This is a genomic window from Nonomuraea sp. bgisy101 (genome assembly GCF_057708945.1).
The window spans coordinates 1-26,002 of the sequence record NZ_JBYITD010000066.1 but is presented as its reverse complement, the minus strand read 5'-3'; the positions used below and the strand labels follow the sequence as shown (position 1 = coordinate 26,002).

At 67.9% G+C, this 26,002-nt stretch carries 27 protein-coding genes and 3 pseudogenes; 11 read left to right on the top strand and 19 right to left on the bottom strand.

All coding sequences use genetic code 11. The annotated features are described in order from the left end of the window. Positions 1–350: Tn3 family transposase (locus tag AC3EO4_RS53800; RefSeq protein WP_431904289.1), on the top strand; the 350-nt coding region annotated here is incomplete at its 5' end. Between the two features lie 700 nt (positions 351–1,050). Here the strand turns inward: AC3EO4_RS53800 and AC3EO4_RS53795 are convergent. Further along, positions 1,051–1,692 (bottom strand): TetR/AcrR family transcriptional regulator, encoded by a 642-nt coding sequence (locus AC3EO4_RS53795; protein WP_431904288.1) that lies wholly within the window; start codon positions 1,690–1,692, stop codon positions 1,051–1,053. A 99-nt stretch (positions 1,693–1,791) separates the two neighbouring features. Here AC3EO4_RS53795 and AC3EO4_RS53790 point away from each other — a divergent pair, with 99 nt between their 5' ends. From AC3EO4_RS53790 to AC3EO4_RS53775, 4 genes and pseudogenes are all read left to right on the top strand, one after another. Further along, a complete protein-coding gene (locus tag AC3EO4_RS53790; RefSeq protein WP_431904286.1) occupies positions 1,792–3,162 on the top strand; it encodes a DHA2 family efflux MFS transporter permease subunit in 1,371 nt (456 codons plus the stop codon). Next, positions 3,159–3,938, top strand: coding sequence for an SDR family NAD(P)-dependent oxidoreductase (locus AC3EO4_RS53785; RefSeq protein ID WP_431904284.1), 780 nt, complete (start codon positions 3,159–3,161; stop codon positions 3,936–3,938). The genes AC3EO4_RS53790 and AC3EO4_RS53785 overlap by 4 nt, the downstream gene beginning before the upstream one ends. Positions 3,939–3,942: 4 nt before the next feature. Next, positions 3,943–5,082, top strand: coding sequence for a GDSL-type esterase/lipase family protein (locus AC3EO4_RS53780; RefSeq protein ID WP_431904281.1), 1,140 nt, complete (start codon positions 3,943–3,945; stop codon positions 5,080–5,082). Further along, positions 4,976–5,299, top strand: a pseudogene (locus AC3EO4_RS53775) (hypothetical protein); the annotation flags it as partial. The gene AC3EO4_RS53780 and the pseudogene AC3EO4_RS53775, both read left to right, overlap by 107 nt. Here AC3EO4_RS53775 and AC3EO4_RS53770 read toward each other — a convergent pair. The 4 genes and pseudogenes from AC3EO4_RS53770 to AC3EO4_RS53755 form a co-directional block, all read right to left on the bottom strand. Next, positions 5,195–5,647 (bottom strand): DUF998 domain-containing protein, encoded by a 453-nt coding sequence (locus tag AC3EO4_RS53770; RefSeq protein ID WP_431904294.1) that lies wholly within the window; start codon positions 5,645–5,647, stop codon positions 5,195–5,197. The pseudogene AC3EO4_RS53775 and the gene AC3EO4_RS53770 overlap by 105 nt on opposite strands. A 6-nt stretch (positions 5,648–5,653) precedes the next feature. After that, positions 5,654–5,767, bottom strand: coding sequence for a DUF998 domain-containing protein (locus tag AC3EO4_RS53765; RefSeq protein ID WP_431904279.1), 114 nt, complete (start codon positions 5,765–5,767; stop codon positions 5,654–5,656). 483 nt (positions 5,768–6,250) lie between these two features. Beyond that, positions 6,251–6,403 (bottom strand): annotated as a pseudogene (locus AC3EO4_RS53760) (transposase family protein); the annotation flags it as partial. Positions 6,404–6,793: 390 nt separating this feature from the next. Then, on the bottom strand, positions 6,794–7,786 hold the full coding sequence (locus AC3EO4_RS53755) for a hypothetical protein (RefSeq protein ID WP_431904273.1): 993 nt from the start codon (positions 7,784–7,786) through the stop codon (positions 6,794–6,796). A 226-nt stretch (positions 7,787–8,012) separates the two neighbouring features. Here AC3EO4_RS53755 and AC3EO4_RS53750 point away from each other — a divergent pair, with 226 nt between their 5' ends. After that, positions 8,013–8,480 carry a transposase family protein gene (locus AC3EO4_RS53750; protein ID WP_431904291.1) on the top strand — a complete coding sequence of 156 codons (468 nt, stop codon included), beginning with the start codon at positions 8,013–8,015 and terminating at the stop codon, positions 8,478–8,480. Here the strand turns inward: AC3EO4_RS53750 and AC3EO4_RS53745 are convergent. After that, positions 8,411–8,854: a hypothetical protein gene (locus tag AC3EO4_RS53745; RefSeq protein WP_431904270.1), complete on the bottom strand. Its 444-nt coding sequence runs from the start codon at positions 8,852–8,854 to the stop codon at positions 8,411–8,413. The two genes, AC3EO4_RS53750 and AC3EO4_RS53745, sit on opposite strands and share 70 nt — an antisense overlap. A gap of 613 nt (positions 8,855–9,467) precedes the next feature. Between AC3EO4_RS53745 and AC3EO4_RS53740 the strand changes: the two genes are divergently transcribed. Beyond that, positions 9,468–9,800 (top strand): YnfA family protein, encoded by a 333-nt coding sequence (locus AC3EO4_RS53740; protein ID WP_431904269.1) that lies wholly within the window; start codon positions 9,468–9,470, stop codon positions 9,798–9,800. A 10-nt stretch (positions 9,801–9,810) separates the two neighbouring features. Here AC3EO4_RS53740 and AC3EO4_RS53735 read toward each other — a convergent pair whose 3' ends face one another. Beyond that, entirely contained in the window at positions 9,811–10,575 is a 765-nt protein-coding gene (locus tag AC3EO4_RS53735; RefSeq protein WP_431904267.1) for a hypothetical protein, read from the bottom strand. Further along, the gene (locus tag AC3EO4_RS53730) at positions 10,572–11,246 is read right to left on the bottom strand and encodes a recombinase family protein (RefSeq protein WP_431904264.1); all 675 of its coding nucleotides are present in this window, start codon (positions 11,244–11,246) and stop codon (positions 10,572–10,574) included. Before AC3EO4_RS53730 ends, AC3EO4_RS53735 begins: the two co-directional genes overlap by 4 nt. Before the next feature lie 441 nt (positions 11,247–11,687). Here AC3EO4_RS53730 and AC3EO4_RS53725 point away from each other — a divergent pair, with 441 nt between their 5' ends. Both AC3EO4_RS53725 and AC3EO4_RS53720 read left to right on the top strand, forming a co-directional pair. Beyond that, the gene (locus AC3EO4_RS53725) at positions 11,688–12,062 is read left to right on the top strand and encodes a hypothetical protein (protein WP_431904261.1); all 375 of its coding nucleotides are present in this window, start codon (positions 11,688–11,690) and stop codon (positions 12,060–12,062) included. After that, positions 12,023–12,523: pseudogene (locus AC3EO4_RS53720) on the top strand (transposase); the annotation flags it as partial. The gene AC3EO4_RS53725 and the pseudogene AC3EO4_RS53720, both read left to right, overlap by 40 nt. Before the next feature lie 155 nt (positions 12,524–12,678). Here AC3EO4_RS53720 and AC3EO4_RS53715 read toward each other — a convergent pair. The 11 genes from AC3EO4_RS53715 to AC3EO4_RS53665 form a co-directional block, all read right to left on the bottom strand. Continuing rightward, complete coding sequence (locus AC3EO4_RS53715) at positions 12,679–13,836, bottom strand: serine hydrolase domain-containing protein (protein WP_431904258.1); 1,158 nt, start codon at positions 13,834–13,836, stop codon at positions 12,679–12,681. A gap of 35 nt (positions 13,837–13,871) precedes the next feature. After that, positions 13,872–14,597 carry a MerR family transcriptional regulator gene (locus AC3EO4_RS53710; RefSeq protein WP_431904256.1) on the bottom strand — a complete coding sequence of 242 codons (726 nt, stop codon included), beginning with the start codon at positions 14,595–14,597 and terminating at the stop codon, positions 13,872–13,874. Positions 14,598–14,610: 13 nt separating this feature from the next. Next, entirely contained in the window at positions 14,611–15,501 is an 891-nt protein-coding gene (locus AC3EO4_RS53705; RefSeq protein WP_431904253.1) for an alpha/beta hydrolase, read from the bottom strand. Between the two features lie 824 nt (positions 15,502–16,325). Further along, positions 16,326–17,495 carry a hypothetical protein gene (locus AC3EO4_RS53700; protein WP_431904251.1) on the bottom strand — a complete coding sequence of 390 codons (1,170 nt, stop codon included), beginning with the start codon at positions 17,493–17,495 and terminating at the stop codon, positions 16,326–16,328. Between the two features lie 369 nt (positions 17,496–17,864). Further along, positions 17,865–18,884 (bottom strand): hypothetical protein, encoded by a 1,020-nt coding sequence (locus AC3EO4_RS53695; RefSeq protein WP_431904248.1) that lies wholly within the window; start codon positions 18,882–18,884, stop codon positions 17,865–17,867. 439 nt (positions 18,885–19,323) lie between these two features. Then, positions 19,324–19,716 (bottom strand): phosphotransferase, encoded by a 393-nt coding sequence (locus tag AC3EO4_RS53690; RefSeq protein WP_431904246.1) that lies wholly within the window; start codon positions 19,714–19,716, stop codon positions 19,324–19,326. A 293-nt stretch (positions 19,717–20,009) separates the two neighbouring features. Then, positions 20,010–20,204 carry a hypothetical protein gene (locus AC3EO4_RS53685; RefSeq protein ID WP_431904244.1) on the bottom strand — a complete coding sequence of 65 codons (195 nt, stop codon included), beginning with the start codon at positions 20,202–20,204 and terminating at the stop codon, positions 20,010–20,012. Positions 20,205–20,281: 77 nt separating this feature from the next. After that, positions 20,282–20,941, bottom strand: a complete 660-nt coding sequence (locus AC3EO4_RS53680) for a response regulator (RefSeq protein ID WP_431904242.1) — start codon at positions 20,939–20,941, stop codon at positions 20,282–20,284. Continuing rightward, the gene (locus AC3EO4_RS53675; protein WP_431904239.1) at positions 20,938–22,929 is read right to left on the bottom strand and encodes a sensor histidine kinase; all 1,992 of its coding nucleotides are present in this window, start codon (positions 22,927–22,929) and stop codon (positions 20,938–20,940) included. Before AC3EO4_RS53675 ends, AC3EO4_RS53680 begins: the two co-directional genes overlap by 4 nt. Continuing rightward, positions 22,926–23,552: a hypothetical protein gene (locus AC3EO4_RS53670; protein ID WP_431904237.1), complete on the bottom strand. Its 627-nt coding sequence runs from the start codon at positions 23,550–23,552 to the stop codon at positions 22,926–22,928. Before AC3EO4_RS53670 ends, AC3EO4_RS53675 begins: the two co-directional genes overlap by 4 nt. A gap of 29 nt (positions 23,553–23,581) precedes the next feature. Then, on the bottom strand, positions 23,582–23,905 hold the full coding sequence (locus AC3EO4_RS53665) for a hypothetical protein (RefSeq protein ID WP_379582204.1): 324 nt from the start codon (positions 23,903–23,905) through the stop codon (positions 23,582–23,584). 419 nt (positions 23,906–24,324) lie between these two features. Between AC3EO4_RS53665 and AC3EO4_RS53660 the strand changes: the two genes are divergently transcribed. Together AC3EO4_RS53660 and AC3EO4_RS53655 are read left to right on the top strand one after the other, a co-directional pair. Continuing rightward, complete coding sequence (locus AC3EO4_RS53660) at positions 24,325–24,756, top strand: hypothetical protein (RefSeq protein WP_431904234.1); 432 nt, start codon at positions 24,325–24,327, stop codon at positions 24,754–24,756. Then, positions 24,728–25,825, top strand: a complete 1,098-nt coding sequence (locus AC3EO4_RS53655) for a DNRLRE domain-containing protein (protein WP_431904232.1) — start codon at positions 24,728–24,730, stop codon at positions 25,823–25,825. The genes AC3EO4_RS53660 and AC3EO4_RS53655 overlap by 29 nt, the downstream gene beginning before the upstream one ends. Positions 25,826–26,002: the final 177 nt, after the last annotated feature.

The window sequence follows — 26,002 nt, the reverse complement described above, 5'->3', positions numbered from 1 at the left end:
CACATCCGCAACCGCAGGAGGGCCGCCACGCCCTGGCACGCAAGATCTGCCACGGCAAGATGGGCGAGCTCTACCACCGCTATGAACGCGGGCTGGAGAACCAGCTCGGCGTCCTCGGGCTTGTCCTGAATTGCGTCGTTCTATGGACGACCGGCTACCTGGATGCGGCCGTCCGGCAGCTCAAGGCGCAGGGCTACCCAGTCCGCGAGGACGACATGGCCCGTCTATCGCCTTTCGTCAGCCGGCACCTCGGCGTGCACGGCGCCTACAACTTCTTGCTTCCCGATCTGGCCTCCGGCACCATCCGCGACCTGCGCGATCCGGACGGCGCCGAAGACGACGAGATCTGACCGTCACCCTGGCGGGCGGGCTTCGATCACCCGGTCTGGTTCCTCTGACCAGGTGATGTCTCCGGGCAGGGTGTGCCCTTCACAGTGCTCGCGGCGACATCTGTCACGCGGGTGTGGTGCGGCCCCGCCGCCCCAGTGGGCGGAGGGGTCGCGGCCTGGCCTCGCAATCGTGTCTTGGCGAAGTGGATGGTGCTGACCGGGCCCGTTCCGTGGGCGCTCATCTGGTTGATGAGCAGGTGCAGGTTGGCGGTGTTGGGCCAGCGGGTGCGGCGGTGGTCCAGCCATTCGAGCAGGATCTGGTGGGTGAACTCGTCGATCGGCCGTGTGCGTCCGGCGATGGTGAGCCGGCGATTGCCCAGGTCGACGTCCTCCAGCAGGAGGGCGCGGCCAGCGCCCGGGCCGCCCGATCACCGTCAACCGGCTCCGAGACCGGCTTCGCGACCTGGGCATCACCCGCAACAGTCGCGTCGCGGCCTTCAACGAACTCCTGCGCGAGATCCCCGCGCCGGTCCTCGCCGACCTCGTCGGCTGCAACCCCGGCTTCGCCGCTGCACGGGCATCGGCCCTCGCCAACGACTGGAACACTTACGCCGCACTCCGAGCGGCCCGGAGGACCAGCCAGCGGTGACCTGCCCGAGAGGAATACGAGCAGGGCGAATATGGGACGGCACCAGTCGAGTCGGGTCACAGCCCTGCGCCTCTAGGAGGCGAGGGTTTGCCGGTCAGAGGGGGCGTAAGCCTGGAGGAAGGTGCCGACGGCGACCCGGGCCACCTCCCGCAGCTCATCGTCGCCGAGGAGACGGGTGCCCATGCGGGAGCGCGCCTCCAAGGGGCCGACGAGCAGGGCGAGTAGCTGCTCGGCCGCCAGCTCGGGGTCGGTGGCGCGCAGGCGGCCGGCCAGGATGAGGCGGGCCAGCCGGTCGGCCAGCGCCTGGGTGAGCCGGTGCGGACCGGACTCGGTGACGACGTCGAGGACGTCGGGGAAGCGGATGATCTCTGAGTAGAGGAGCCGTCGCAGCGCGCAGGAGTGCTCGTCGCAGTGCAGGCGCAGCAGCTCGTGGCCGACGCCCTCGAGGGTGGCGCGCAGGTTGTCGCCCGGTTCGACGAGCGGCTCCAGCGCGGCCAGGCGCTGCTGCAGGGCGGCCTGCGCCGCGTCCTGGACGGCGTGCCTGAACAGGGTGGCCTTGTCGGTGAGGTGGTTGTAGACCGTCGGCTTGGCCACACCCGCCTCGTCGGCGATCTCCTGGACGCAGGCTTGGGCGTAGCCCTGCCGGGCGAACACGGCGAACGCGCCCCGCAGGATCGCCTGCCGCTTGTCGATCCGTCCGCGCGATGTGGTCATGGACCGACTATACCAACGGGTTCACTGCAGTGGACTAGCAAGTTGCATGCATACGCATCGGATAACTATGTTGAACCCGTGAGTTCAATGGACGATCGTTTGGATCCCCGGCTCCTGGCGATGATCGCCGTGATCCTGCTCGGCGGACTGCTGGGCATCCTCAACAGCACGATGGCGGCCGTGGCCACTGACACCCTGGCCGCCGCCTTCGACACCTCGCTCAGCTCCGTCGGCTGGGCCTCGACAGGATTTCTGCTCGCCGTCACCGCCACCATCCCGTTCACCACTTGGGCGGTCGACAGGTTCGGCGGCAAACGGCTCTGGCTGGCGGGCCTGGTGGTGTTCATGGCGGGCTCGCTGGCAGCGGGGCTGGCGTGGAACGTCGGCAGCCTGATCGCCTTCCGGGCCCTCCAGGGCGTCGGCGCCGGGATCCTGGACCCGCTGGTGCTGATTCTGCTGGCCCGCGCCGCAGGACCACGACACGCCGGACGGGTGATGGGGTTGATGGGAGTGGTGCTGTCGCTGGGGCCCGTCCTCGGGCCGGTCGCGGGCGGCGCCGTAGTGAACGCCCTGAACTGGCGCTGGATGTTCCTGCTCAGCGTGCCCGTCGGCATGCTCGCCTACCTGCTCGCGAGACGTGTGGTGCCCGACGAGGCGCCTACGGACCATGTGCGGACCCGGCTGGACGTCCTGGGCCTGGCCCTGCTCGCGCCAGGTTTCGCGGCTCTGGTGCTGGCCCTGTCGCAATCGGCCGAGCAGGGCGGGCAGGTCGCCCTCCCGCTGATCGCTGGCGCGGCACTGATCGCCGGCTATGCCGTGCACGCGCTGCGGACCAGCAGCACGCCGCCCCTGATCGAGCCCAGGCTGTTCGCCAGCCGCGGCTTCGTCGCCAGCGTCACCATCATGGGGCTCGGCGGCCTGGCCAACTTCGCCACACTGTTCGCCCTGCCGCTGTACTACCAGCAGGCACACGGGCACGGCGTGCTGGCCGCCGGGCTGCTGATGGCTCCCGCGGGCCTGGGCGGGGCGATCGCCATGCCGCTGGCCGGACGGCTGTCGGACCGGCTCGGCGCCCGCGGCCTGGCCACGGCGGGCGCGATCCTGGCCGGGCTCAGCGCGCTGGCCTTCACCCGCATCGGCGCCGGCACCGCCGAGGTCTGGCCGGTGCTGGCCGCGCTGGCGATCGGGCTCGGCATGGGCTGCTTCAGCGCTCCGACCATGGGGTCGCTCTACCGCAGCCTGCCCGGCCCGCTGGTGGCACAGGGCAGTTCGGTCCTTTACATGCTCAACCAGCTCGGCGCCGCACTGGGCGTCGCCCTGGTCACGCTCGTCTTGCAGATCGCAGGTGACCCGATCACCGGCTTCCACGGCATCTTCTGGCTCGCCCTCGCCATGATCGCGATCATTCTCGCCGTCATCCCGCTCCTGCCCCCGCGTGAACCCGCTCTGACCGGAAAGGCATCCCTGTGAAGACCCTCGTGATCACCGGTGGCACCGACGGGATGGGCAGAGAGCTCGCCCGCACCTACCTGCGCCGCGGCGACGCCGTCGTCATCGTCGGACGCGACCAGGACAAAGCCCTCCCCGGCGCCCATCTCATCGCGGCCGACCTGAGCCTGGTCAGCGAGAACCGGCGCGTCATCGACGAGATCAACGCCGCCTACCCGGCCGTCGACGCACTCGTGCTGTGCGCCCGGTACTTCCGCTCCGCCCGGTTCGTCACCGCCGAGGGATTCGAGGCCACCTTCGCACTGGAGTACCTGAGCCGCCACCTGCTCAGCCACGGCCTGACCGATCCCGGGGTCATCGTCAACGTGTCAGGACCCGGCGTCCCGATCGGCCGCATCCACTGGGACGACCCGATGCTCGAGCGCGGATACGACGGGGTGGCGGCCCAGATGCAGGCCGGGCGCGCCAACGACCTGCTCGGCACCGCCTTCACCGCCGAACGGGCGGCCAGCCGTACCCGATATGTCCTGATCAACCCCGGGCCGGTGTCCACCGCGTTCCGCGGCGAGTACGACGCCGCCACCGCCGCCCACGTCAAGTCGCTCAAGAGGTACGGCGCGCCGGTCGCCGAAGGCGTCAAACCCATCATCGCCCTCCTCGACGACCCGCCCGCGGCCCCGCTCAGCGCCTTCATGCAGACCAAGCCGATCAGCCTGGACCACCCGTCGTTCTCCCCAGAGGCCGCCGCGCGGCTCGGCGACCTCACCCGCCACCTGCTGAGCTGCCTGGAGGGCTGAACACATGACCACCACATGGACGGCGGCCTTCAGATCCGCCCCGGTCAGCGCGCATGAGCCGATGACGCTCATCTACCCCTCACGTACCTTCCGCGATCAGACGCTCCGTCAGATCGTGCGTGTGCGCGGGGCCGGTGATCGTCTGCGGGTACGGCTCAGCAATCAGTACGGCAAGCAACCCCTCACCATCGCCCGCAGCCACGTGGCCGCGCACGACACCCGATCCTCGATCATCCCTGGCACCGACATCGCGGTCACCTTCGCGGGGACAGCGCAGGTGACGATCGAGGCCGGCGCCGAAGCCGTGAGCGATCCCGTCGACTTTGCCACAGCAGGCGAGACCGACCTGGTGGTCAGCACCTATCACGCCTCAGATGCCGGGCTGGCCACCTACCATCCCTTCGCACTGCAGACCGGCTACGTGGTGGCCGGGGACGCCGTCTCCCGGACGCACCTGACGGGCGCCGAAGAGGTGGAACCCCGCTTCTACCTGAGCGGCATCGACATCGAGGCTCCCGAAGGACGCCAGGTGGTCGCGGCCTTCGGCGACTCACTTACCGACGGGGTGGGCACCGCCCACGGCGCCCACCACCGCTATCCCGACCTCTTGGCCGGCAAGCTCGACGACACCTTCGTGCTCAACCTCGGCATTGCCGGCAACAGGCTGCTCAGTGACGTCTTCGGCGAACGTGGCATCGCCCGCTTCGAGCGCGACGTGCTCGCCGCGCCGGGAGTGACACACGTCGTCGTGCAGCTCGGCATCAATGACATCGGCATGCCGGGCATGCTGGGCCTGCCCACGGTGTCTGCGGGCGAGCTCATCGCCGGGCTGACCTCGATCACCGACCAAGCCGGGCGAGCGGGACTGACGACGATCGTCGCGACCGTGTCCCCCTTCGGCGGAGCCGACGGCGTCAGCCCCGGATTCGACACCTCCGAGGGGGAACGGACACGCCAGCGCGTCAACGAGTGGATCCGCGCCCACTGCGACACCGTCGCAGACCTGGATCGCACGCTGCATGACCCAGCCGCGCCGGCTGTCCTGCGGCCCGCCTACGACTCTGGCGATCACATCCATCCCAACGACGCGGGAGCCGAGGCCATGGCCGACATGCTCGCCAGAGTCATCATCGCGTCCGCCTGAACGCAGCGATCGGGCGGATGTCGGCAGCCGCCGACACCCGCGTGACAAACAGTTCCTCACCGAGTGCGAGAAAGCCCTCGGGTCCGGCCTGCGTGAGCTGTGGGCGTCGCTGTCACACCACCGCGACACCGCCCCGACCTGGTTCGCGCCCTGGCTCCAGGAAGAGGAACAGGTCCTGTCCCTGCGCACCTGGCAGCCTCTGGTGGTCCCCGGGCTGCTGCAGACGGCCGACGATGCCCGCGCCCTGCTGGAAAGTGAGAACGGCTACGACAACGAACGCAAGGGTCCACGCGAAGACGATGGCGGCGATGGGGATATCGAAGATGAAGGTGGCGCCGAAGAGGTCGTGGAGGATTCCTCCCGTCGTGCGCTGGAGAGGAATGAGCGGGGTGCCCGGAGGGAAGCCGTTGGCCGGATCCGTCGCGAAGGCGCCCGCGCCGAGCAGGCCGACGCCGCTCACGGCGATCATCAGGGGCCCCCACAGCGCACCCACCGGCCGCAACCCGCGCCACAGGCCGATCGCGAAGCCGACGATGAGTAAGCCGGAGATGAGGAAGGTGGCGATCTGCAGTCAGCCGAGCTCGCCGAGCACGAGCGTGCTGATGAGATGCCGCAGGGGGTCGTAGCCTTCGGTCAGCGCGCCCTCGATGAGCCAGGCGACGGTGAATAACGGGCCGGCGACCATTCCGCCGACGATCAGGGTGTTGAGCGCGGAGTAGATGGGCTCTGGCTCACTCTCGATGATCTCGGTGACAGAACGTGCAGGGTGTCAGGAGTAGCGGAGGACGCGGGCCCGTAGAAGGTCGAAGTTTGCGCGGCCGAACATCTGCCGCTTCAAGAATTTGATCTTGTTGACGGTCCCTTCGACGGCCCCACTGCTGTGAGCGAGTGTCAGCCCGGCCCGCTTTTTGGCGAAGTCATCGACGCCCAACACTGTGACCTGCCCAATCTCGGGATCGGGCAGCGCCCGCAGTATCCGTAGCAGCGTGGATCTGCTGACCGGCGCGCCGGCCAGGCCTGCCATGCGGGCGCCAGCTCGCCCGGCCAGTGCTATCGCGATCGAGGTGAGAAGGGCGCGTAAGGCGTTGCTGCGACGGGCGCGCCGCTGGGTCAGCCCGCCGACCTGCTCGGCGAAGATCTCTCTATCGCAAGAGGGCTCGCCGCAGAAGAAGCGGCGCACCTCCAACTCGACCTTGACCGGTCGCCCGCCCGTCGCCAGATCCCACACGGTCCGGCGATACCGGCTGTGCACCCGCGTCGAAAGCAGCCCACACTCCGGGCACGGGACCTCACTCACCACGGTGCGCGCCGCGATCAGCATGGTGTCATCGAGGGTCTCCACCTTGAGGACGTCCATCTCCCGCAAAGCGGGGCATAACAAACGAAGGCAGCAGGCGTTCTCACCTGCTGGCGCATGCAGCACAATGAACCCCACGGCCGCTCGTTGATGATCAGGTGCTCGACACACCAGATCTTTGACGAGCGGCCATCTCCATGTGAGGCCCGTTGCAAGATCGCGATACGGAAGCAGCACCAGGGCCCTCGCGCCAAGCTCACCCTGAGTAGCTGATCATCGAGAGTGAGCCAGAGCCAGTAGATGTCAGTGGATGCGCGGACTTGATGTCAGCGCGGGGTCGCGTCGGCTTTCCACGGGTCGTCGGCGGCCGCCGTCGCCGACTCACCGTCGCTCGGTAGGGCGTCGAGGGTGCCCCTATCGTCTTGGTGCGCTCGGCGCCGCCGACGGGCCCAGGCGCGTCAGCAGCTCGTGGATGCGGCTGTCCAGTTCTGCTTGGAGTAGTTCGTTGTCGATGGCGGGGGTGCATCCGGTCAGGATGGTGACATTCGCCAGCGGCCCGTCGGCATAGTGGAACAGCAGGTGAAACTTGCTGTCGTCGGTACCTGCGATGTTCTGGCACATGTGCTCGGATGGCCGGGTGTCCACCGAGTTCAGCAGCGCGGCCAGGGAGTAGGCCGTCGTTGCGTCGTGCTCCACTCGAGGCGGTGGCCCGCTGGAGGAACCGAGTCGGCATATCACGACCGTGGTCGGGTTGCCGGGCACCATCTGCTCGTCTTGGCCGCGGCGGCCGAGGCGGACTTGGCAGGGGTCGGAGGGCCGTGTGAGGCGCCACGTTCCGCTCCGGTAAGCCGCGGTGAGGCTCGGCCCGATGTAGGAGCGGCTGCCAATGGCACCGTTTGTAGTCGTGACGCACCTGTTGACCTCTTCAGCACTGCCCACCCAGAGCGCTTGGCCGTCGGAGTAGGCGAACCGGATGAGGTAGTTCGTCATCCTTCCGCCCACCAGCGTGCAGGGCCCGCCGCGGAAAGATACGGCTGCCGGCAGATAACTCAGGTCGTGAGCCATTGCCACCACTCCGCTCGTCAGGCTCCGCGACCCGGCGAGTGCCTCCCCGCCAGGGCTCGCGTTGCCTCCGGGGTAGGCACAGATCATCGCCGCGACCGGCTCGCCGGGAACGAGCACTTCCTCAGCGCCGTCGAGGTCTGCGACGGCGGGCACCCAACCGCCTGGTGCGTGGCCACCCCAACGCTGTGGGCACGATGCCGCCACGGGCGGTGCCCCGCTTGCCGAGTGCGCGATCAGTACGGCTGCCACAGCTATCGCGATCGCGGCCAGAGCGGTGCCGAGTACGTCCAGGCGCTTCACATCGTTGAGACGTGCAATCCATGAGATCGGTTCGATCGGCATCGGAGCATCATCCGGGTGTTGGACGACAGGATCGTGGGCTCGGCGCTGATCTTGTTGCGGTGTCGGCCAGGTTCGTGTTGTTCCTGCGTCGAGGTGTACGGGTTGATGATGCTGGTTCGCGTGCATAGAGCAGGGGCTTGAGTTACTGCTGCCGCACCTTGCATCAGCCCGCGTGGAGTCAGTGCAGGTCGAGGAAGGCGCGGTCGTGTTCACGGTCGGCTCGGCGATGCGTACGGCTACGTGTCCGAGGTGCGGCACGGTCTCGGCCAGGACGCATGGCGGCTATCGCCGGAGGCTGACCGACCTGCCGATCTCCGGTCGCCCGGTGCGAATCGACGTCGGCGTCCGACGGTTCCGCTGCGATGATTCTGGATGTGGTGCGGCGACGTTCGCCGAGCAGATACCCGGCCTGACCGCGCCGTTCGCGCGGCGCACGGCCGGGCTGACCGACCGCTTGGCCGCGATCGGGCTGGCGCTGGCCGGCCGCGCCGGATCAGCGTGTCTCGGCATGTCGGCCTGCCGATGCCGAGACACGCTGATCCGACTGGTCCATGCGCTGCCCGAGCCGCCCGCGGCAGCGCCGACGCCTGCCCCGAGCCCGGGGCGGGCGCTTCGTCATTCCCGTCAGCGCTCGTTGGCGAGCCGGACGGCCATGCCCCGGACCAGCTCGGCGACTTCAGCGACAGCGTTCTGAGAGACCGGCGCGAGGATGCCCCCATCCGATTGGTGGTCGCCGTCGATGCCGACATACCATCCGTACTCGGCGTCGAGCCTGACGAGGAGATCGTCATGTCCGTCGCCACCGGCGCCCGCACTCTCACGCAACTGGGGCACGCGGATGGGGCCGTTGGGCGTCAGTTCGGCGGCCACTCCGAGCTGGCCGAGAGCCTTGACCAGATCGTTCCTTAACAAGGAGACCAGCTGGTCAGACGCCTTCACATCGGGCGACTCGCAGTAACGCGCAGCGAGGACGTCGACCACGATCGAGGCGAGGTCTGAACGCCACGGCGAGTGGACGCGGGCCAGGCCGTGTTGTTCACCCGCCGTCCACCAGGCGTCGAGCAGCATGCAGCCTGCGCGTGAGTGCTGGGCACCGGATAAACGGAGCGCGCGAGGTACGCATCACGGAGAGCGATGGAGGCCTCCGTTGAGTATGCGGGTCCGCCTCCGGCGGCAGTGGGCGGCGCGACCCCGGCCGGCGGGCTGGAATCCTTGGCGCGGCGGAACAGCGGCATGTTCTTCTCCGTTCGACGTGGGGGAAGTTCGGCCAGGCGAGCGCGGACACAGACCTTGGACAGCCGGACTCACCGGCCTCCCGGCCAGCAAGATCCCGCCCTGCCTGGCCGTAACCTAAGCAGAAGTGCCCGCAGGCCACGAGAGGATATTCCGTCACGCCGCGCGGTTCACGCGTTCCTCGTGCGGACGTAGCCGAGCGAGGTCAGGCCTCGACCGGATAGGGCCGGTCGGACGATCCGCCTGCTTCTTTTCGCGGCCACTGACAAAAGCGGGCTCGGGCGCTGATGGTGGCTGCATCGCCGCCGCGCCTCGCGCGCGGCGGCCGCGGCGGGAGGCTGCGGCTGTGGCGGAACAGGCTGCGGATGCTGAGCATCCGCCACGCCGCAACACCCGCGGCGGTGAGGCGGCCGCCAGGCGGTCGCCGGGGTGCGCTGTACTACCAGCCATGACGATCGCTCGCTCGCTGTTTCTGTTCGCCCTGGCCGCCCTCGCGGAGATCGGCGGGGCATGGCTGGTCTGGCAAGGCGTCCGCGAGCAGCGTGGGCTGCTCTGGGTTGGTGCCGGTGTCATCGCGCTGGGTCTGTACGGGTTTGTCGCGACATTGCAGCCGGATGCGAACTTCGGCCGGATCCTCGCCGCCTATGGCGGGGTGTTTGTCGCCGGCTCGCTGGCGTGGGGCATGGTCGTCGATGGATTCCGGCCCGATCGCTGGGACGTTATCGGCTCGCTAATCTGCCTGGCCGGCGTCGCGGTGATCATGTACGCGCCACGCAGTTGAGCGATGCTGCTCAGCGCGTGGTGCGCCTTCGGCTGATGGCGGCCCGTGGATACAGCAGATCGAGGTGTGCGGCGGGCGGGTGGTTGAGGTAGTCGGCCCATGCGCAGCCGCAGGCGTGGGGGCAGGTCTCCAGCCAGGTGTTGCAGTGTCGGCAGGCCAGCCCGCGGACTTGGCGATTGTCGGGGTTGTGGTCGACGAACACGCCGACGGTGCTTCGGCACAGGTGGCAGGCAGGGCCCAGGGCCTCGATCAAGGTCTTGATGATCGGTCCCAGGACAGGCCCTTGAAAGGCAGGCCAGCGGCGGTCGTCTTGGCAGACGGGGCACCGCTCGCGCCGTCGCACCACAGCCGGGTCGGCCTCGGCGCCGGTGGGGAGCACGCTCCAGCGGACGCTCCGATCGCCGTAGGTGCCAGCCCTCACCGCGGTGCCCACGGGCGGGTTGGTCCGATAGCTGTGCCCGTCGGCGCTCCACCACTTGCACCACTGTTCGTGCGGTACGGCGGGCGGTGGCGGCTTCTTGCGCCTCCTCCACGATTCGGCGCATAGGTATCGCGCGCCCAGCAGCAGGTGGTAGCGGTCGTCATCGCCGAGTACGGCGATGGGAGCCTCGGTCGGCATCGGGCCGGTGGGCACCCGGCACGGCTGGGCGGCCCGCTCGGCCATCAGCGCGGCCAGGGCCGCGGGATCGTCGGTCTCGGCCACCAGGGCCAGCCGGTGCAACAGCGCGGCGCGGCGGTGCTCGGGGACGTCGTCCGGCCCCAGCCAGGCGGTCACGAGGTCGCTCCTGGAAGGGCGAGCTCGCCGACGGCTCCCGTGTCACTGGTGCGGCTGGCGCGCAGCTGCTGCAGGTCGGGGATGTGGTTGTAGAGGGTGCCGACGCTGACGCCGAGCAGCTTGGCGATCGAGGTGATCGAATGCTCGGGATTGGGGAGCAGGTCACGGGTGGCGCGCAGCAGGCCGGCGTCGACGACGGTGGGCCGACCGCCGACGCGGCCGCGCTGCCGGGCGGCGGCCAGGCCCTCGCGGGTGCCATCCACGATGAGTTCGCGAATGAACTCGGCCAGCGCGGCGAAGACGTGGAAGACCAGCCGGCCGCCGGGTGTGGTGGTGTCCAGGCGTTCGTGCAGGCTGGTGAAGCCGATCTCGCGCCGGCGCAGGTCGGCGACCGTAGTGATGAGGTCGTGCAGGGAGCGGCCGTAGCGGGCCAGCTCGGGGACGACGAGGGTGTCGCCGCGCTGCAGGAAGGCGTGGCAGGCCTTCAGCTCGGGCCGCAGCGCGTTCTTACCGGACTTCTTGTCGGCGAAGATGCGGCGGCATCCGGCCGCGGTCAGGGCGTCGATTTGCCGGTCGAGGTTTTGCCCGGTGGTGGAGACGCGGGCGTAGCCGATGCGGATCTCGCTGCGGTGGGCGGGGAAGGCAGCCAGCGGGTCGGCCGGGTAGTCCAAGCCGCCCGCCAGCTCAGGGCGCGTGGTACTCGGCGGCGCGATCAACGAGTACCGTCGAGCCGAATAAGCCAGGCAGAGGAACCCCAGCTCAGACCGTACATGCGAGTTTTGACTCGCTACAGGGCCGCCTTCATCGACGGTGCCAAAAAGAACGAGTTCGATTTCCAGCACGATACTGCAGCCACGCATCCAGCGGGGTCCTCGGCGCTCGATCGGGGACCCCTCGCCCGTGACCTGCCGAGTTCACACATAACCCGACCCCTCAGAGGGCGTTTTCGATCCCCTTAAGTGATCTTGGATTGCACTCCGAGTAGAGCTGAAAAGACCTTGTCTGCCAGGGATTGTCACGTCGCGCGATCAAGCGCATGCCATGTGTTGGTGGTCCGCATCCCGCCGTTGTCCCGTACGTCTCGCGCAAGGGGAGAGCGGACCATGCCCACCATGATCGGGCACGTCACCCAGGAACGTTACGACCAGATCGTCACCCGCGGCCGGGAGCTGGTCGAGTTCCAGACCCGTTCCCAATTCGAGCTCGGCGATCTGGCGCTGGAGATCGAACCGATGCAGCCACACGGCGGCGCGCACCCGAACCAGGGCGAGGCGCTGTTCGGCGTCTTGGAATCGCTGCAGCTGTTCGCCGACGACCTGGCCATCCCGGGGAAGACGCTGGAGACCCATCGCTGGGTGGCCTCCCGCTGGCCGGCTCAGCGCCGCCGAGCGGGGGTCCCCTACTACATCCACAGTACGCTGGCCTCCATCCGTGACGATGAGGAGCGATCATTGATTCCCAGTCGGTGCGGGCTGCGGCCACGGTGACGGGATCTTCGCGCTCGTATGACGCGGGCAAGAGGGTGCAGGGGAGGAAGCGTCACCTGGTCGTTGATACGAAGGGGCTGCTGCTGGGCGTGATGGTCACCCCGGCCGGACAGCCCGACCGTGACGCCGCTCGGGAGCTGCTGGCCCGGTTGAGGATGCTGCACCCGCAGCTCACTCTGGTCTGGGGCGACGGCGCCTATGCCGGGACGCTGGTGGAATGGGCCCGGCGGTTCCTGCGCCTCACCCTGAAGATTGTGACGAAGCTGCCGGGCCAGACTGGGTTCAAGGTACTGGCCCGGCGGTGGACCGTCGAGAGGTCGATCGGGTGGATGAAGAACGCCCGGCGCAACGTGATCGACTACGAGCGGCTCCCGCAGCACTCCGAGGCCCACCTGACGTGGGCCTCGATCACGCTAATGACAAGGCGTTTGACCAGGAAGAACGCACAGTCGTGGGATCGTGCGCGCAATGTGTCGCCACAGGCGGCATGACCGCTAACACAATCTGCTGCCCCTGACCGAGGGCCTGCTGGAGACGCTGACGGACTGGGCGTGTTCCCGCTGGTCAGCGCCCCCCTGTCGTTCCCCGTTCCGAACGCGGCTCGCGCCGGATTCCGTTACCTGGTGTCGCACATCAGGTGGTCGACGCCTTCGTTGACGCGCTTGTCCACCTGGATCGCGCGTCCGTTGGGGATGAAGAGCGTCATGAACACCACCATTCCGCGACGGCCGTCCTCGGTGAAGAAACTGCGGGTGGCATAGCCCGGGGCGTTGCCTGGGTGTCCCCAGTACGTGCTGCCGCAGCTCGACTGGAATTGCGCGATTCCCAGGCCGTAGCGTGCGCCGGGGTAGATGTGGTTCCAGCCGGGCGCGGGGACTGTCTGCTTCATGGCGGTGAGTTGCGCCGGTTTGAGGAGCTTGCCACCCAGCAGCGCTTTCCAGAAGCGTGTGAGATCCGAGGCCGTGGTGATCAGGTCGCCTGCGGCCCCGGCGAAGGTGACGTTGAGGTCGGTGGTGTTCACCGGCTCGGTGCTGTCGGGGAACTCGGTGTAGCCGCTGGCGTGCGGTTTCGGCAGGTGCGGATTCGTGCCGGGGGAGAAGGTGTGGCGCAGGCCGAGGGGGCGGATGATCCGGTCCCGGACCTCCTGGGACCATGCGCGGCCGGTGACCTTCTTGATGATCATCCCCGCCAGGACGTAGTTGGTGTTGGAGTAGCCCCAGCGCTGCTCGCCTGATCCTGGCAGCCAACTGGGCTTGTGCCGCATGGCGATGGCCACGAGTTGTTCCGGCGTGTAGGAGTCGTACCGGTGCTCTCGATAGTCCTTCGTGGTCCAGCCCGGCAGGTCGAGGACGTACTCGGCCAGGCCGCTGGTCTGCTGCAGCAGATGCCGTACGGTGATCTTGGAGCCGTCGTTGCCGTTTCCCTGGACCACGCCGGGCAGCCACTTCTCGACCGTGTCGTCCAGCGAGAGCCGCCCCTCGCCGACGAGCTGGAGCACCACGGTGGCGGTGAAGGTCTTGCTGGTGCTGCCCATCCGGAAATAGCCGCCGTACGGGACCGGGCGCTCGGCGGTCAGGTCCGCCAGGCCGCTGCGAGCAATCAGCGATCCCCGGCCGGTGTGCGCGGCGGCGAGGACTCCGGGAACCTTCATGGCGTGGATGGCGTCCACATCTTCCTGCAGTGTTGCTCGGTCGTAGGTGGCGGCGGCCACGGGGGCCTGGGTGGCGGCCAGCGTCATGGCGGCCAGGCCAGCCGCGATCATGGTCTTCTTCATGGCCTCGATGCTGGACCCCTGACGCAGCGTCAAGGTCAAGCCATTCTGGCGGCCACCAGTTGCTGCACGCGCGCCCAAGCGGGCGAGGACTCGACGGTGTTCGAGCTCAGCAGGGCGGCCGTGCTCTCGGCGAGATCGTTGTCGCGGGGGTGGCGAGCGTCCCAGGCGACGATCGCGTCGGCGAGCTCACCCAGGCGTGGGTCATTGGGCGCCCAGTCCATCGCCTGGTCACACGCCAGGTAGAGCTGGACGAACTCGGGGTCGTCGAGGGCGGCGTTCTCGGTGGCCACCCATTGGGGAATCGACTGCGGGGCCAGCGCGGCCACCATGATCCAGGAGTCGCGTTCTACCAGGATCAGGCGCTCGCTGAAGCCCAGCGCACGCTGCCGCTGGAGGATCTCGATCACCTCGGGCGGCAGGAACAGCCGATCCCCAACGACCAGCTTGGCCAACCGGGCGCGGTGCCGCCGCAACTCTTTGATCCTGGCTGCCACCGCGCGGTCGATCTCATCGATGGCCGCGGCGAACTGCTCTTCCCCCGCCTGGAGCACCTGGTCGATGCGGGCGAGCGGCACGCCGGTGTCGGCGAGGGTTTTGATCCGGATCAAATCCACCACAGCCTGGGCTTGGTAGCGCCGGTATCCGGAGACGTCACGCTCGGGCTCTGGCAGCAAGCCGAGCTGGTGGTAGTGGCGGACGGCGCGAACGGTGACGCCCGCATGCGCCGCCAGCTGGCCGATCGTGAGCCCATTGGTGAACAACGCCGCCCCCCGTTCAGCGCACACGCCGCCACAGGTCGAAAATGGCCTGCACGACCTCGTCCGGGCAGTCGGTGCCGATCGTACTGTGCTTGGCTCCCGGGAGAACCCGGTGCTCACCGTCGGCGACGGACGCGGCCATTGCCCGGTGCATGCGGATCTTGCCCTCGGTCATCTCCTGCAGGAGCCGTTTGGGCATCGTGAATCTCAGGGCGGCGTCGATGCCCGGTGCGGTGAGCACGATCGCCGGTTTGCCGGGCACCGGTCCGGCGGCCTTGAGCTCCTCACCCCACTGGTGCTGATTGCTGCGTTCGAGCGCACCGGCCCGCTGCGCCTCGACGGTGAGGTGCTGCGCGATGAGCGCATCACGGACCTCACTCGGCCAAGTGGCGAACATCTTCCGGTACAGGCCGCGAGACAGCAGCGTGACCAGGCGCAACATCAGGGTGCCGGGGACCGGCTGCGGCTTGAGCCGCAGGCGTTCGTCAGTGTGGTGGATGTCCCACTCCTCGTGGGCGAAGGAGTCCAGGTAGACCACTCCGGCCACCTCGTCGGGGAACAACCGCAGGAAACGCCGGGCGTACGCGCCGCCGAGCGAGTGCGCTGCCAGGACGTACGGTGGTGCCACGTCCGCTACCTGGAGCAGCAGCCGCAACTCGGAGGCGACCTCGGCCAGAGGACGCGGCAGGCCGGCCGGGTCGCTCCAGCCGGTGCCCGCCCGGTCATACAGCACGCTGGTGGTGAACGCGCTGATCCGGTCGTGCACATTGAGGTAGTCCAGGCCCAGGGCGCTCGCCCCGGGCAGGAACACCACCGCCGGGCCTCCGGTGCCTGATCTGTGCAGGAAGAGCCGCCGTTCGCCGACCTGGTAGCGCTGCCCCAACGGGACTTCGAATGAGGTGTTCATGCCCTCAAGGGTCCAACCTTGCCCCTGCGTCAGGGTCAATCCGGTCATCTACCAGGCGTACTGACAGTTCAAAACACCCTCTCAGGGCCAGGACGCCGCACTCGCGCCTTTGCCAGCTCTTGGACGGGCCTGCAATCAAGCCGGGAGTGGACCGCCTCGCCTACACTTCCGCCGCACCCTTCCCATGAGCTTCTGCCGGGTCTGCCTTTACCTAGCGGGTTCGGGTGACCAGCAGTCGCCCGGTCACAACGAGGCGCCCAGTCACAGAAGGGGCAAAACGATGAACACATACAGGCTCGATGGGGCCCGGCTTTACCTCTGAGTGGCCGAGTCGGGAATCGCGCCGGGGATAGCACGCCTGCCCGCCCTTCCGCCGCACCCTTCCCGTGAGATGGGGTGTGGAGTGGTAGGGCGCCCGGGGCTCGAACCCGGAACCTACGGATTAAAAGTAGTGCCGGGCCATGTTTCAACAGATTCAATTGTACCACTCTGCTGAATTTTGTCGCATTTAAAATGTCTGAAAATGTCGGCCGGTGTTCGTGGGTGCCGATGGCCGAAGAGCACGCAACGAGCACGCGGTGTGGGGTTCAACGGCGTCCGGCGCGCCCTGACGTGTTCTTGACTGTTTGATTTGCCCCGATTTCGGCATGTTTGGTCTTCTCTGATGCGGGGCTCTCGGATGGGTTCCGTGTCTGGTGCGGAGATGGGGGCGCGCAGGGTGCGGTTTGCCTGTTCTTGCCAGGGCAGGTGGCGTTCGTCTCGGGTTACTGGTGGGCGGGTGCAGGACGATTAGAGGCTGGCTATCCGCTGACGAGTTGGCGGCGTCATGATGAAGTCTCAGTGTTCGCGTCATGGAGGATTTCGCTGAGCTCCTCAGCAACCCGATCGGGCAAGGTGATGGCAGGGGGCGCCATTGTGCCTTCTTGCCAATGGTATCGGCGCTCGTCTTGAACGGCGTGGATCGTCCACCTGAGGAGTTCATCGTCGAGCAGGTCCGGTCCGTGGGCGATCATGTCAGCAAGGTCCTCGGGTTTGCGGAAGGTTTGGGAGAGAGCTGCTGGCAGTACGTCGCGAGCGGCGGCGTTGGATACGGCTCGCCGTACCGCAGTTTCATACCATCCAGATCCCCACCAGTCGCCGATGGATTCAGTGCGCGAGCCGTGCCAGGTGAGGAGGCGCAATATGGCGCTGGGTCCCAAGGCGTCCTCGGCTCGCTGCCAGACGTCGATCTCGCGGTGGATGGAGGTGATGATCTCGGGCCAGCCTTCGCCGAACAGGCTACGAAGCGGGCGCCCGTCGGCAAGACAACGCTGTGTGCTGGTGAGCGTGAGGCGGACGGCTGGCCAGTCGACGCCTTCAGGGTGGACGTGGGGCAAGACGGCGCGTGTGGCGGCCATGTTGGCGCGCGCCATGGTGAGATCATCAACTTTGTGGTGCCAGTCCTCCACATCGCTCTCGCGGCGCCAGCACCATTCAGCGATCCCCTGAGCGGCGACAGCGGGGATGGCCGCTGGGACGATGAAGGGCCAAGAACGCAGGGCAGAAGAGATGCGCCAGTTGAACTCTTTGCCGAGAGAGGCCAGGGCCTCGGCCGCATCATTGGAACCGCGGTAGGCGTCGATGATGTTCCACACCTGCTCAGCAAGCACCAGGTCGATCAGGCTCACATGCAATGACGAGTGCGCTTCCGGCAGGATCAGGAGGGTGGCATCCAGCAGCCCGGCGGATGCGAAGGCTTGATGTGCGGTCCGGCACTGCAGCGATTGGGAAGCGTGGACGGGGAGTTGGACGGTCAAGGCTTCATCGAGCGGGCACAGCGGAGGAAGCAGCCTATCCAAGCCCCAGTCCCAGTTTTCGGTCGGGTCCTCAACGGTCAGTTCCCCAGTCAGAGGGTTCCAGCTCAGGCTGATACGAAAGCCCGAGCGCTCCATTTCGATCGACGCCTGACCGGATGCGTCCGGGTCCTGGTCATCGATGTCGTTCCAGCTGTCCACCTGCTGCCATCCTGCCCGGCGTAGTGGTGCGGTCAGGCGGCGGATGAGGGCAGGGCCAGTGGCATGGCTACTGATGGGTGACTCGGCGGATGGCTTCATTGTTCTGTCACTCCAGAGCAGGAACTAGTGATGCAGAAACGGGCCATCTGGGGGAGCACGCTGTCGAAGGGCGGACTCGGCCGAGACTTCCCTCTAGGGCATCAGACTGTGGCAACGGCATCGCGGCACTCGGTCACCGTGATTTGCATGAGGCTGAGGAAGGCGGAGAGCTTCTGGGACGGGGCTTCCCCGGATGCCTGCACCGTCACTCGGTACGTCACGCGGAGTGTCAACGGCCGAGTCTGAATCGTCTGAGGTCGTGCATGCTCGTCAACTGTGTCCCAGGTCGAATTGCCGAAGCCAGTACGCATCTCCAGCGGATTTAACCTGTACGACCGCGGCCGCGAGGCAGATCATGGCTGGGACGAAGGCTACGTCAAGCGTCTCATGGGCTTCGTTGAAGGTGATGTCAGGCGCCTCAGCGTGGCCGATAAAGCCGGAGATCACCAATGCCGCCTGGTACGGGGCTTCCCCGAGGTGCTGGCGGATCCAGTCAAGGGCTTGGCGGGCCTCGCCCGGTTCGATGCCGTGTTCCCGAGCGCCGGCGAGCCAGCCCATCAGGGTGCTGAAGAGTCCTGTAATCAGTAGGCCGTCGGTGTCTTCTTCGATGTGGTCGAGGAATGCCTGCATCAGCCTCATCGCCGGCGCAGCGTCACGCTCGGTCAGGACCGCGGCGATGACGTGTTCCAGGCCCTCTTTCAGGTCCGTTCGGAAGCTCTCAAGGTCAAGCTCATCCTGATCGGGCTCGTCCGTGCCTTCGTCGTCGCCCCGATGCGCACGAACGGCGTCTTGCCAGGCCTGAACCTCTGTGGCAGAGAACAGATGCTGGTTCTCGAAGGTCACCATGTAGCCCAGATCGCGGTACGCGAGGATGAACGAAGGATCGACGCCTGACTCAGCGGCGTCAGCGGCGGCTTCAGTGAGGATGGCCTTGTGCCGATCCTCATCCAAAGGTGTGGGCTCGGAGGCATCTGGGTCGAAGAAGATCGGGTCATGCGGACCTGGCTCGCGACCAAACTTCTCGCGGAAGCGTTCTAGTTGTTCCCGTAGCGCACCGGATATGTGTCTTCCTGATTCCGTCTCGGTGTTCCACGAGATTTCGGTTCGGCCATCCTCGGTCTGTCTCCGCTGGACGAATCGGGGATCATCATTTCGTTCTGCCACCAGACGCGCGTGTTGTTCACGCAGCCCTTCTTCGCGCGCGAGTTTCCTTGCCTCGTACCGTGCCTGCTCGTGAGCTTTTCCGCGCTGTCTAGCTGAACGCTTCTTTGGCATGAACACCCTCGTCATGTTCCATCGTTGGGCAAAGGAGGGAACTCCGGCACTATCCTTCCTCAACTTCCTATGCCTGTCTTGGAAAACCCTTCGAGTTTCGGGAGGCTGGTGAGACTCCAGCATCCTGTCGGTCAGATGTGCGTGTACGTCGCCGAGCCCGGCAGTCCGGACTCGCACTACTCGTGCTGGACATGGCCGCCCCACGTTCGGTCCCCGGGTTCTTCACCCGCCCGGAGCAGACTCGATCACGGCCGTGACATCGGGCAGAGACTGGATCGGCAGATCACAGGGAGTCGACGACTCATCGGGCTATCCGTATGCTCAGCCCCGTGCTTCTGGCCTACACCGACGAAAGCTTTAGGGTGTAGCTCTTCCGCAGTGAGGTGCCGAGCTGGGCGTTTGCTGGTCTGGCTGGTTCGTGCGGCTGTTCTGGCCTCTCCCCAGAGCCGAGCCGTCAGACGACGGCGAGCGCCTTGGTGATGTTCCACTCGGCTAGTTTCAGCATCCATTGCCGATCGGGGAAGTCGGTGTCCGCGATCCGTAGCGGGCCCTCGATCAGCGACAGCACCTGCGCGTAGCGGTAGAGCTCTAACCGGTGGGGGTCGAGATCGACCGGACGCAGCACTGGGTATGCGTAGCCGAAGCGCATCTGCAGCCAGGCGTGTTCCCACTCGATGTCAAAGTATGTCAGGCCCTCGAAATCGATCATGACGGGTTCGCCCGCGGGCGTGATGAGTACGTGATCTGGTCCGAGTTCGCCGTGTACCAGCCCATACGTCTCGCGTGCCCTGACCGTGCTACGAAGGTGACGCACATGTCCGGCGATCCGGTCACGCGCCCCGTCCACCCTCGCCTTGCTTCCTCGTCCAGGTTCCAAGATTCTCGGAAGATCATGGAGAACCTAGCCGGGTCGCTGTCGTGGACGGAACGGCCGCCGCTGAGGTCCACCAGCCGGGTGCGGGGCAGCAGGCCGGGCGCGCGGCTGGTCTCGCCCGCCCGGAACGGGCCGAACCCAATCCCAACCCGACGACATCGCCGTCGGCTACGTCGAAGACCTCTGACCAAGCTCGAACGCCTCGGGTGTAGTGGCGGCAGCAGCCTGATCGATGAGACGACGATGGTCGGTCTCCGCGGCGGCGCCTATGGCCCCAACGTGTCCTTGAGTGCCTCCACAAGGCTCGCGACAAGGAAGCTGACGAGCAGGCCGGCAGCAATCGATGCCATCACCAGCGCGGTCTTCTTCCACCGCTGGTGGTCGTGGGTCGCCTCCGATCTGGCCATCAGGACATCTGACAGTTTCTTGGCCCCCAGAAAGACGAGGACGAATACTGCCACAGCCAGCCATGTACCCCAATCCATGCTCTCCCCCTTTTAGCGCCTCATCGAGGGCTATTTATGTCTCACCAGGCGCGTCAGTGTTCGGATGCGGCCTCGCCGGTGCCGCCGAGGCCCGCCTCCCGGGCGCGGAGCGCAGCCTGGGTGCGGTCACCGACCCGCAGCTTGGCGAAGATGTTGGAGACGTGGTTGCGTACGGTCTTGTCGCTGACGAACAGCCGCCGCGCGATCTCGGTGTTCGACAGCCCTCGTGCCACCAGCTCAAGCACCTCTACCTCCCGGTCCGTCAGCTCCGGGAAGGGGCGCGGCGCGGCGGCGGCGTGGAAGTGCGCCAGCGCCCGCCCCGCGATCTGGCGTCCGAACACCACGTCGCCCGCCACCACGGCCCGGATCGCCCGCACGATCTGGTCCCGGTCCGCCCCCTTGACCAGGTAGCCGCGTGCGCCCGCCCGCATCGCGGCGAACAGCGAATCGTCGTCGTCATACATGGTCAGCACCAGTACCGCCACGTCGGGCGCGGCCGCGGTCAACTCGCGGGTGGCCTGCACGCCGTGCAGGCCGGGCATGTGCAGGTCCATGAGGACGACCTCGGCGCTGGTCTCGATCGCGTCGGATACCACGGTGCGGCCGTCGGCGCTCTCGCCGACGATGGCGATGTCGTCGAGGTCGGCCAGCCCGGCACGCAGGCCGTACCGGAACATGGGGTGGTCGTCGGCGATCAGCACACGGATCGTCATGGAAGCCTCGCGGGGGAACATGCGGGCCCCGCTGCGGGCCTCGTCAGGAGCAGAGCCGCCGAGACCAGGGTGCCGCCGCCGGGCGCATCGCTGATCAAGCACTCGCCGCCGAGCTCGGCGGCCCGCTCGCGCATGGATGCCAGGCCGAGGCCGCGGGCCACCACCAGGTCGGGCGGGATGCCGGTGCCGTCGTCGCGCACGGACAGGTGCAGCGCCGCGCCAGTAGCGCTGACACGCACTGTGCAGCGGGTGGCCCTGGCGTGGCGGGTGGCATTGGTCAGTGCTTCCAGCGCGATCCGGCAGGCGGCCACCTCGACGTCCGGCGGCAGCGGCGGCAGCTCTCCGATCTCCAGTACCGCCTGCAGCAGCCCGCGCGCCGAGATCATCTCGCAGTGCCGCCGCAGCGCCTCGACCAGGCCGCACTGTTCCAGAAGGGTCGGCCGCAGGTCGGACACGAGTCGCTTGACGTTCTCCAGCCCGTCCTTCACCTCGCGCTCCAGCCGGGTCAGCAACTCGGCCGCCTGCTCGGAGGAGGCCGAACGGCGGGCGGCATCCAGCCCGAGCGCCACGCCGGCCAGCGCCGGGCCGAGCCCGTCGTGCAGGTCGCGGCTGATGCGGTGGCGCTCCTCCTCGCGGGCGATGAGCAGGTTGTCGCGCGAGCGGCGCAGCTCGTGGGTGAGCCGCACGGCGTGCGCGGCGGTGCCGGCGCGCTGGGCGAAGTCGAGCAGGAGCCGCTCGTCGCCGGGATCGACGACCGGCTGGCCGAGGGTGAGCACGCCCACGTCCTCGCCCGCGTGCCGCAGCGGCACGTCCACGGCCGCGGCTCCCGCAGTGCCGAAGGCGGCCGCGGGCGCGGACTCGCCGACCAGGCGGACGGCGACGTACGGCTGGCGCAGCGCGCCCGCGACGGTGCGGACGATGATGGGCAGCACCTCCTCGGGCGCGATGGCGGCCGACAGCCGCTGGCCCAGATCCGTGAGCGCCTGGTACGGATCGCGCCGCGCCCCGTACAGCAGCCGGTCCACGACCTGCTGCACGGCGGTGCGGGCGGGCGACAGTCCCAGCGCGATCACCACGGCCGCGAGCACAGCGCCCACGCCGGGCCCGCCGAGCGCCGCCGAGGCCAGCCCGACCCCCAGCCCGAACACCCCCGCCACCAGCAACGTCAGCGCCGTGTAAACGAGCGTGCGGTTGAGCAGCCGGTCCCCGTCGAACAGCCGGTGCCGCACCATGGCCACCCCCAGCCCGATAGGGAAGAAGACCGCCGACAGCAGGTTGGGCAGCGTGCCGCCGGGCAGCAGCGCCGCAACGATCGCCAAGGCCACCGACGGGAAGAACCAGGCGAGCCGGCGCCGCTGCACGCCCGTGGCCCGTAACGTCCGCACCACCAGCAGCACCCCGCCGGCCAGCCCGCAGACGACCGTGGCGTAGAAGAACGCCAGGGTGACGCCCTCGCCGATCTGCTCCCAGCCGCCGCCGGGGGCGAGCGGGTTGACCGCGCGTGGCCCTATGCCGGCCATCGGCCCTTGCAGCGTGAACGCCGTCAGTGTCGCGATCGCGCAGCACAAGCCCGATGCCCACGCCAGGGGGCGCCACACCGGACGCCCGTCGGGATACAGCACAGTCACCAGCCCGGCGAACATCAAAAACCCGGGCATCCACGCGTACGCCCCCACCCACGCAGCCACCCCGTCGAGCGGCGAGCCAGGCTCGGCCACGTGATAGGACCAGCCGATCGATGCCAGCGCCTCCGACTGGCCACAGCCGACGAACACCCAGCCCAGGGCGTTGCCCGGCGTCCGCCGCACGACGAACGCGCCGACAGCCCCAGTGGACAGCCCGGCCAGCATCGCGGTCAGGCCGTTGCCGTCGACCAGCTCCGCCAGCGGCAGCCCGCTGCGCCAGAACAGCAGCCCGGACAAGGCCGTCTCCACCGCCACCGCCACGGCGAGCCAGGTGGCGATCGCCCGGGAGACGGCCCCGCTCATGTCGTGACCGGGCGGCGCAGCACCGACGCCGCCATCCAGGCCAGCACCGCGCCGGTGCCCAGCACATATGGCAACGGCGGCCCCAGGAACTCGGCGGCCTGAAGCACCACCAGCAGGGCGCAGGCCACCCGCGGCACGGCCCGCGACCGCCACAGCGCGATCATCATGAGCAGCAGCCCGAGAGACGCGCCGCCCATGAACAGGACCTCGAACACAACCATCGGCAGCCCCGATCCCGAACCGAGCACGTCGGAATAGGCCAAGGGGTCGATTCTATCGCTCTGCGCGATCAGGTACCCGGCCAGCTCGACGCCCTCCACGATGCCCTGCCCGGCCGCCGCGCCCGTGAGCAGCGCCGCCCCGCTCCACGCCAGCCGCGGCGCGCCCGGGCGGGCCAGCAGCAGCCACACCAGCATGGTCCCGATCAGGAGCGGGATGGACAGGATGTCGAAGGTGAGGGCCAGCCCCGCGCGAGTGGGATGGGCGGCGGCCCAGTGCGGCGACTCGGGCTGGCTCCACGCTGGGCCGATGATCGCCGCTGCGGCCCAGCACAGGCCGGTTCCCAGCAGGACCGCCGCCGCGCCGGCCCGCCCCGCACCCGTCCAGCCAATGGCTGTGCTCATGGGGTGACCTCGCATCGGTCGAACGCTCATCAGTCGAACTCGGTGAGCTTGCCGTCCACGATGCGGCACTGCCACTCGCCGCTGTAGACCTGACCGGTGAACAGGCCGCTGCCACCGACTTCGGTGATGTCGGCCAGGGTGGTGCCGTTGATGATGAGCCGAAGCTGCGCCCGCCAGGCCCAGGCGCCGTCGTTGGTGACCACGAGCCGGAAGTTGTAGTCGCCGTCAGGCAGATCGCGCTGGAAGCGCCGGGTCTCACCGAGCGTCGTGCTGACGACCTGGCGCCCGTTGATGTACAGGTGGGCGTTGTCGTCGCAGGGGCCGAGGTCGACGAGCAGTTCCGCTGCCGCCATGATTGTCTCCTCTGGAACGGTTTCCGGTTGGACAGCCAGAGGTTCGGCCCGGAGGCGTCCTGGGCGCATGGTGCACGCGTCCCGATCATGCCGGGAACAGGTGCCTGGCATGCGTCCGAGAGGAAGCGCTTGGGCCGCGACGCCGCCGTGTTCACCGCCCACGTCCTGGTCGAGATGCGCGAGGAGATGCAGCGGGACATGCGCGCGTTCAACGACGCGATGGACGGTGACGGTCTGCCCTGGCTGGGGATCGCACCCCACGGCCGCCATGGCGCGGACAAGCCTCCATGCACCGGGACCGTTTGGCGGTCTTTATCCGCTTTTTACTATTGGGAGACTTGGTGGGTCACTCCCCCCTCCCCGTTCGTCTGTCTGCTGCCATATCAAGGCGCAGACTTCGGCGGGTCACCGTCACCGGCTTGGTGGCGGCCCTCACGCTATCCGCGGCACCCACGGCGGAAGCGACAGCGGCAAGCAACCTCATGGCCTTGCGCCAGGCTCCGACTCAGCCAAAACAGGAGGTCGTCACCGAGCGCCCCGACATGGTGTCGGCAGGGCTCTCGGCGCGGCTGCAGAACTCGCGTGTGGAGATCACCTCGGAACGTACCGAGGAGTCCACAACGTGGGCGAACCCTGATGGGACCATCACCACAGAGATCAACTCAGGCCCTATCCGCGTGCGGCGCGGCGAGGGTTGGACGCGCGTCGACACCACTCTGGTCCAGGCCGGCAACCGGCTGGTGCCCAAGGCCGCCGACGCCGACATCGACTTCAGCGCCGACGGCTCTGGGGCCTTCGCCTCTATCGCCGACGACACCCACGGTGAAGGCCAACGGCAAGCGCAAACGTAAGGAGCGCCGCTTCGGGCTGAAGTGGGCCGGCCAGCTCGGCAAGCCTGAGGTCTTCGGCAGCACCATGACGTGGCGCAACGTCGCCCCTGGCGCGGACCTCATCGTGCAGGCACAGGCCCGTGGCTTCGTGCACTTCGTGGTCCTGCGTGAGCGGCCTTCCGGCCCGATGGAGATTAAGCTGCCGATCGAGCTGTCGGGCATGAAGTTCGCCAAGCGCGCCGACCGAGGCCTGCAGCTGTCCGACGACTCCTCAAACAAGGTGATCGCCGCCGCGCCCGCTCCCCAGATGTGGGACGCCGCCGCCGAGCAGTCCCCTGATGCGGGCAAGCGCGCCGAGGTCGCCTCCGAGATCGTCAACGGCTCCGATGGCCCCGTGTTCATGCTTAAGCCCGACGCCGCGTTCCTGGCCGACCCCAACGTGCAGTTCCCAGTCACGGTCGATCCGTGGATGCAGCTCACCCTGCAGACCGACACGTTCGTGTCCACCGACTACCCCAACTCGCAGACCGGCGCGACCTGGCTGCACGCCGGCAAGTTCGGCTCCGGCGCCAAGACCGCCCGCACCTACCTGCAGTTCGGCCTCAACGGCATGAACCGCAAGCACATCCTCAACGCCGACCTGGTCCTGTCGAACTACAAGGCCAACGCCTGCGGCACCGCAGCGGGCGCCGGTATCCAGGCTCGCCGGGTGACCTCAGCATGGACCTCCTCCACGCTGAACCTGAGCGCGCAGCCGTCCACCAGCGCAACCAACGCCGTCCCCTGGAACACCTGGTTCGGAGTGAGGATCTCAGCCGCGGAGAACGTCGCCGTCACCTGGCCGCCATCGGGTTCGGCGACCTTCGCGGAAAGCGTGACGGGATCCGACACATCGGCGGCCCCCAACGCCGGGGTCAGCTCGGCCGGGACGTCCGGGATGCCTGCGGATTCGAACACGATCTCCCGGGTCGCGGTGTTGCCGAGCCCGAGGGTTCAGTACTGCAATTGCATGCGGAGTGACGGTGCCGACGAGGGCGCCTCCCGCCCATTGTGGCCGTCGTCGTTCGGTGTCGGCCGCACCTTCGACTGATCGAGCACCACGCAGAAGCTGATCTACCGTACGGAGCTGATCCGCCGCTACGGCCCCTGGAAGGGGCCTGGACGACGTCGAGTTGGCGATGCTGGAGTACCTCGACTGGTTCGACCACCGCCGCCTGCACACTCAGTTCGGTCGCGGCCGGGCGACCTGACGACGCAGGACGGCGAT

Bases quoted from the DNA above. Each gene is read 5' to 3' on its own strand.
- AC3EO4_RS53795 (WP_431904288.1), bottom strand. From the start codon at position 1,692: ATGACCACATCGCGCGGACGGATCGACAAGCGGCAGGCGATCCTGCGG.
- AC3EO4_RS53780 (WP_431904281.1), top strand. From the start codon at position 3,943: ATGACCACCACATGGACGGCGGCCTTCAGATCCGCCCCGGTCAGCGCG.
- AC3EO4_RS53765 (WP_431904279.1), bottom strand. From the start codon at position 5,767: ATGGTCGCCGGCCCGTTATTCACCGTCGCCTGGCTCATCGAGGGCGCG.
- AC3EO4_RS53755 (WP_431904273.1), bottom strand. From the start codon at position 7,786: ATGCCGATCGAACCGATCTCATGGATTGCACGTCTCAACGATGTGAAG.
- AC3EO4_RS53750 (WP_431904291.1), top strand. From the start codon at position 8,013: ATGCGTACGGCTACGTGTCCGAGGTGCGGCACGGTCTCGGCCAGGACG.
- AC3EO4_RS53745 (WP_431904270.1), bottom strand. From the start codon at position 8,854: ATGCTGCTCGACGCCTGGTGGACGGCGGGTGAACAACACGGCCTGGCC.
- AC3EO4_RS53740 (WP_431904269.1), top strand. From the start codon at position 9,468: ATGACGATCGCTCGCTCGCTGTTTCTGTTCGCCCTGGCCGCCCTCGCG.
- AC3EO4_RS53725 (WP_431904261.1), top strand. From the start codon at position 11,688: ATGATCGGGCACGTCACCCAGGAACGTTACGACCAGATCGTCACCCGC.
- AC3EO4_RS53715 (WP_431904258.1), bottom strand. From the start codon at position 13,836: ATGAAGAAGACCATGATCGCGGCTGGCCTGGCCGCCATGACGCTGGCC.
- AC3EO4_RS53705 (WP_431904253.1), bottom strand. From the start codon at position 15,501: ATGAACACCTCATTCGAAGTCCCGTTGGGGCAGCGCTACCAGGTCGGC.
- AC3EO4_RS53695 (WP_431904248.1), bottom strand. From the start codon at position 18,884: ATGACGAGGGTGTTCATGCCAAAGAAGCGTTCAGCTAGACAGCGCGGA.
- AC3EO4_RS53680 (WP_431904242.1), bottom strand. From the start codon at position 20,941: ATGACGATCCGTGTGCTGATCGCCGACGACCACCCCATGTTCCGGTAC.
- AC3EO4_RS53675 (WP_431904239.1), bottom strand. From the start codon at position 22,929: ATGAGCGGGGCCGTCTCCCGGGCGATCGCCACCTGGCTCGCCGTGGCG.
- AC3EO4_RS53670 (WP_431904237.1), bottom strand. From the start codon at position 23,552: ATGAGCACAGCCATTGGCTGGACGGGTGCGGGGCGGGCCGGCGCGGCG.
- AC3EO4_RS53665 (WP_379582204.1), bottom strand. From the start codon at position 23,905: ATGGCGGCAGCGGAACTGCTCGTCGACCTCGGCCCCTGCGACGACAAC.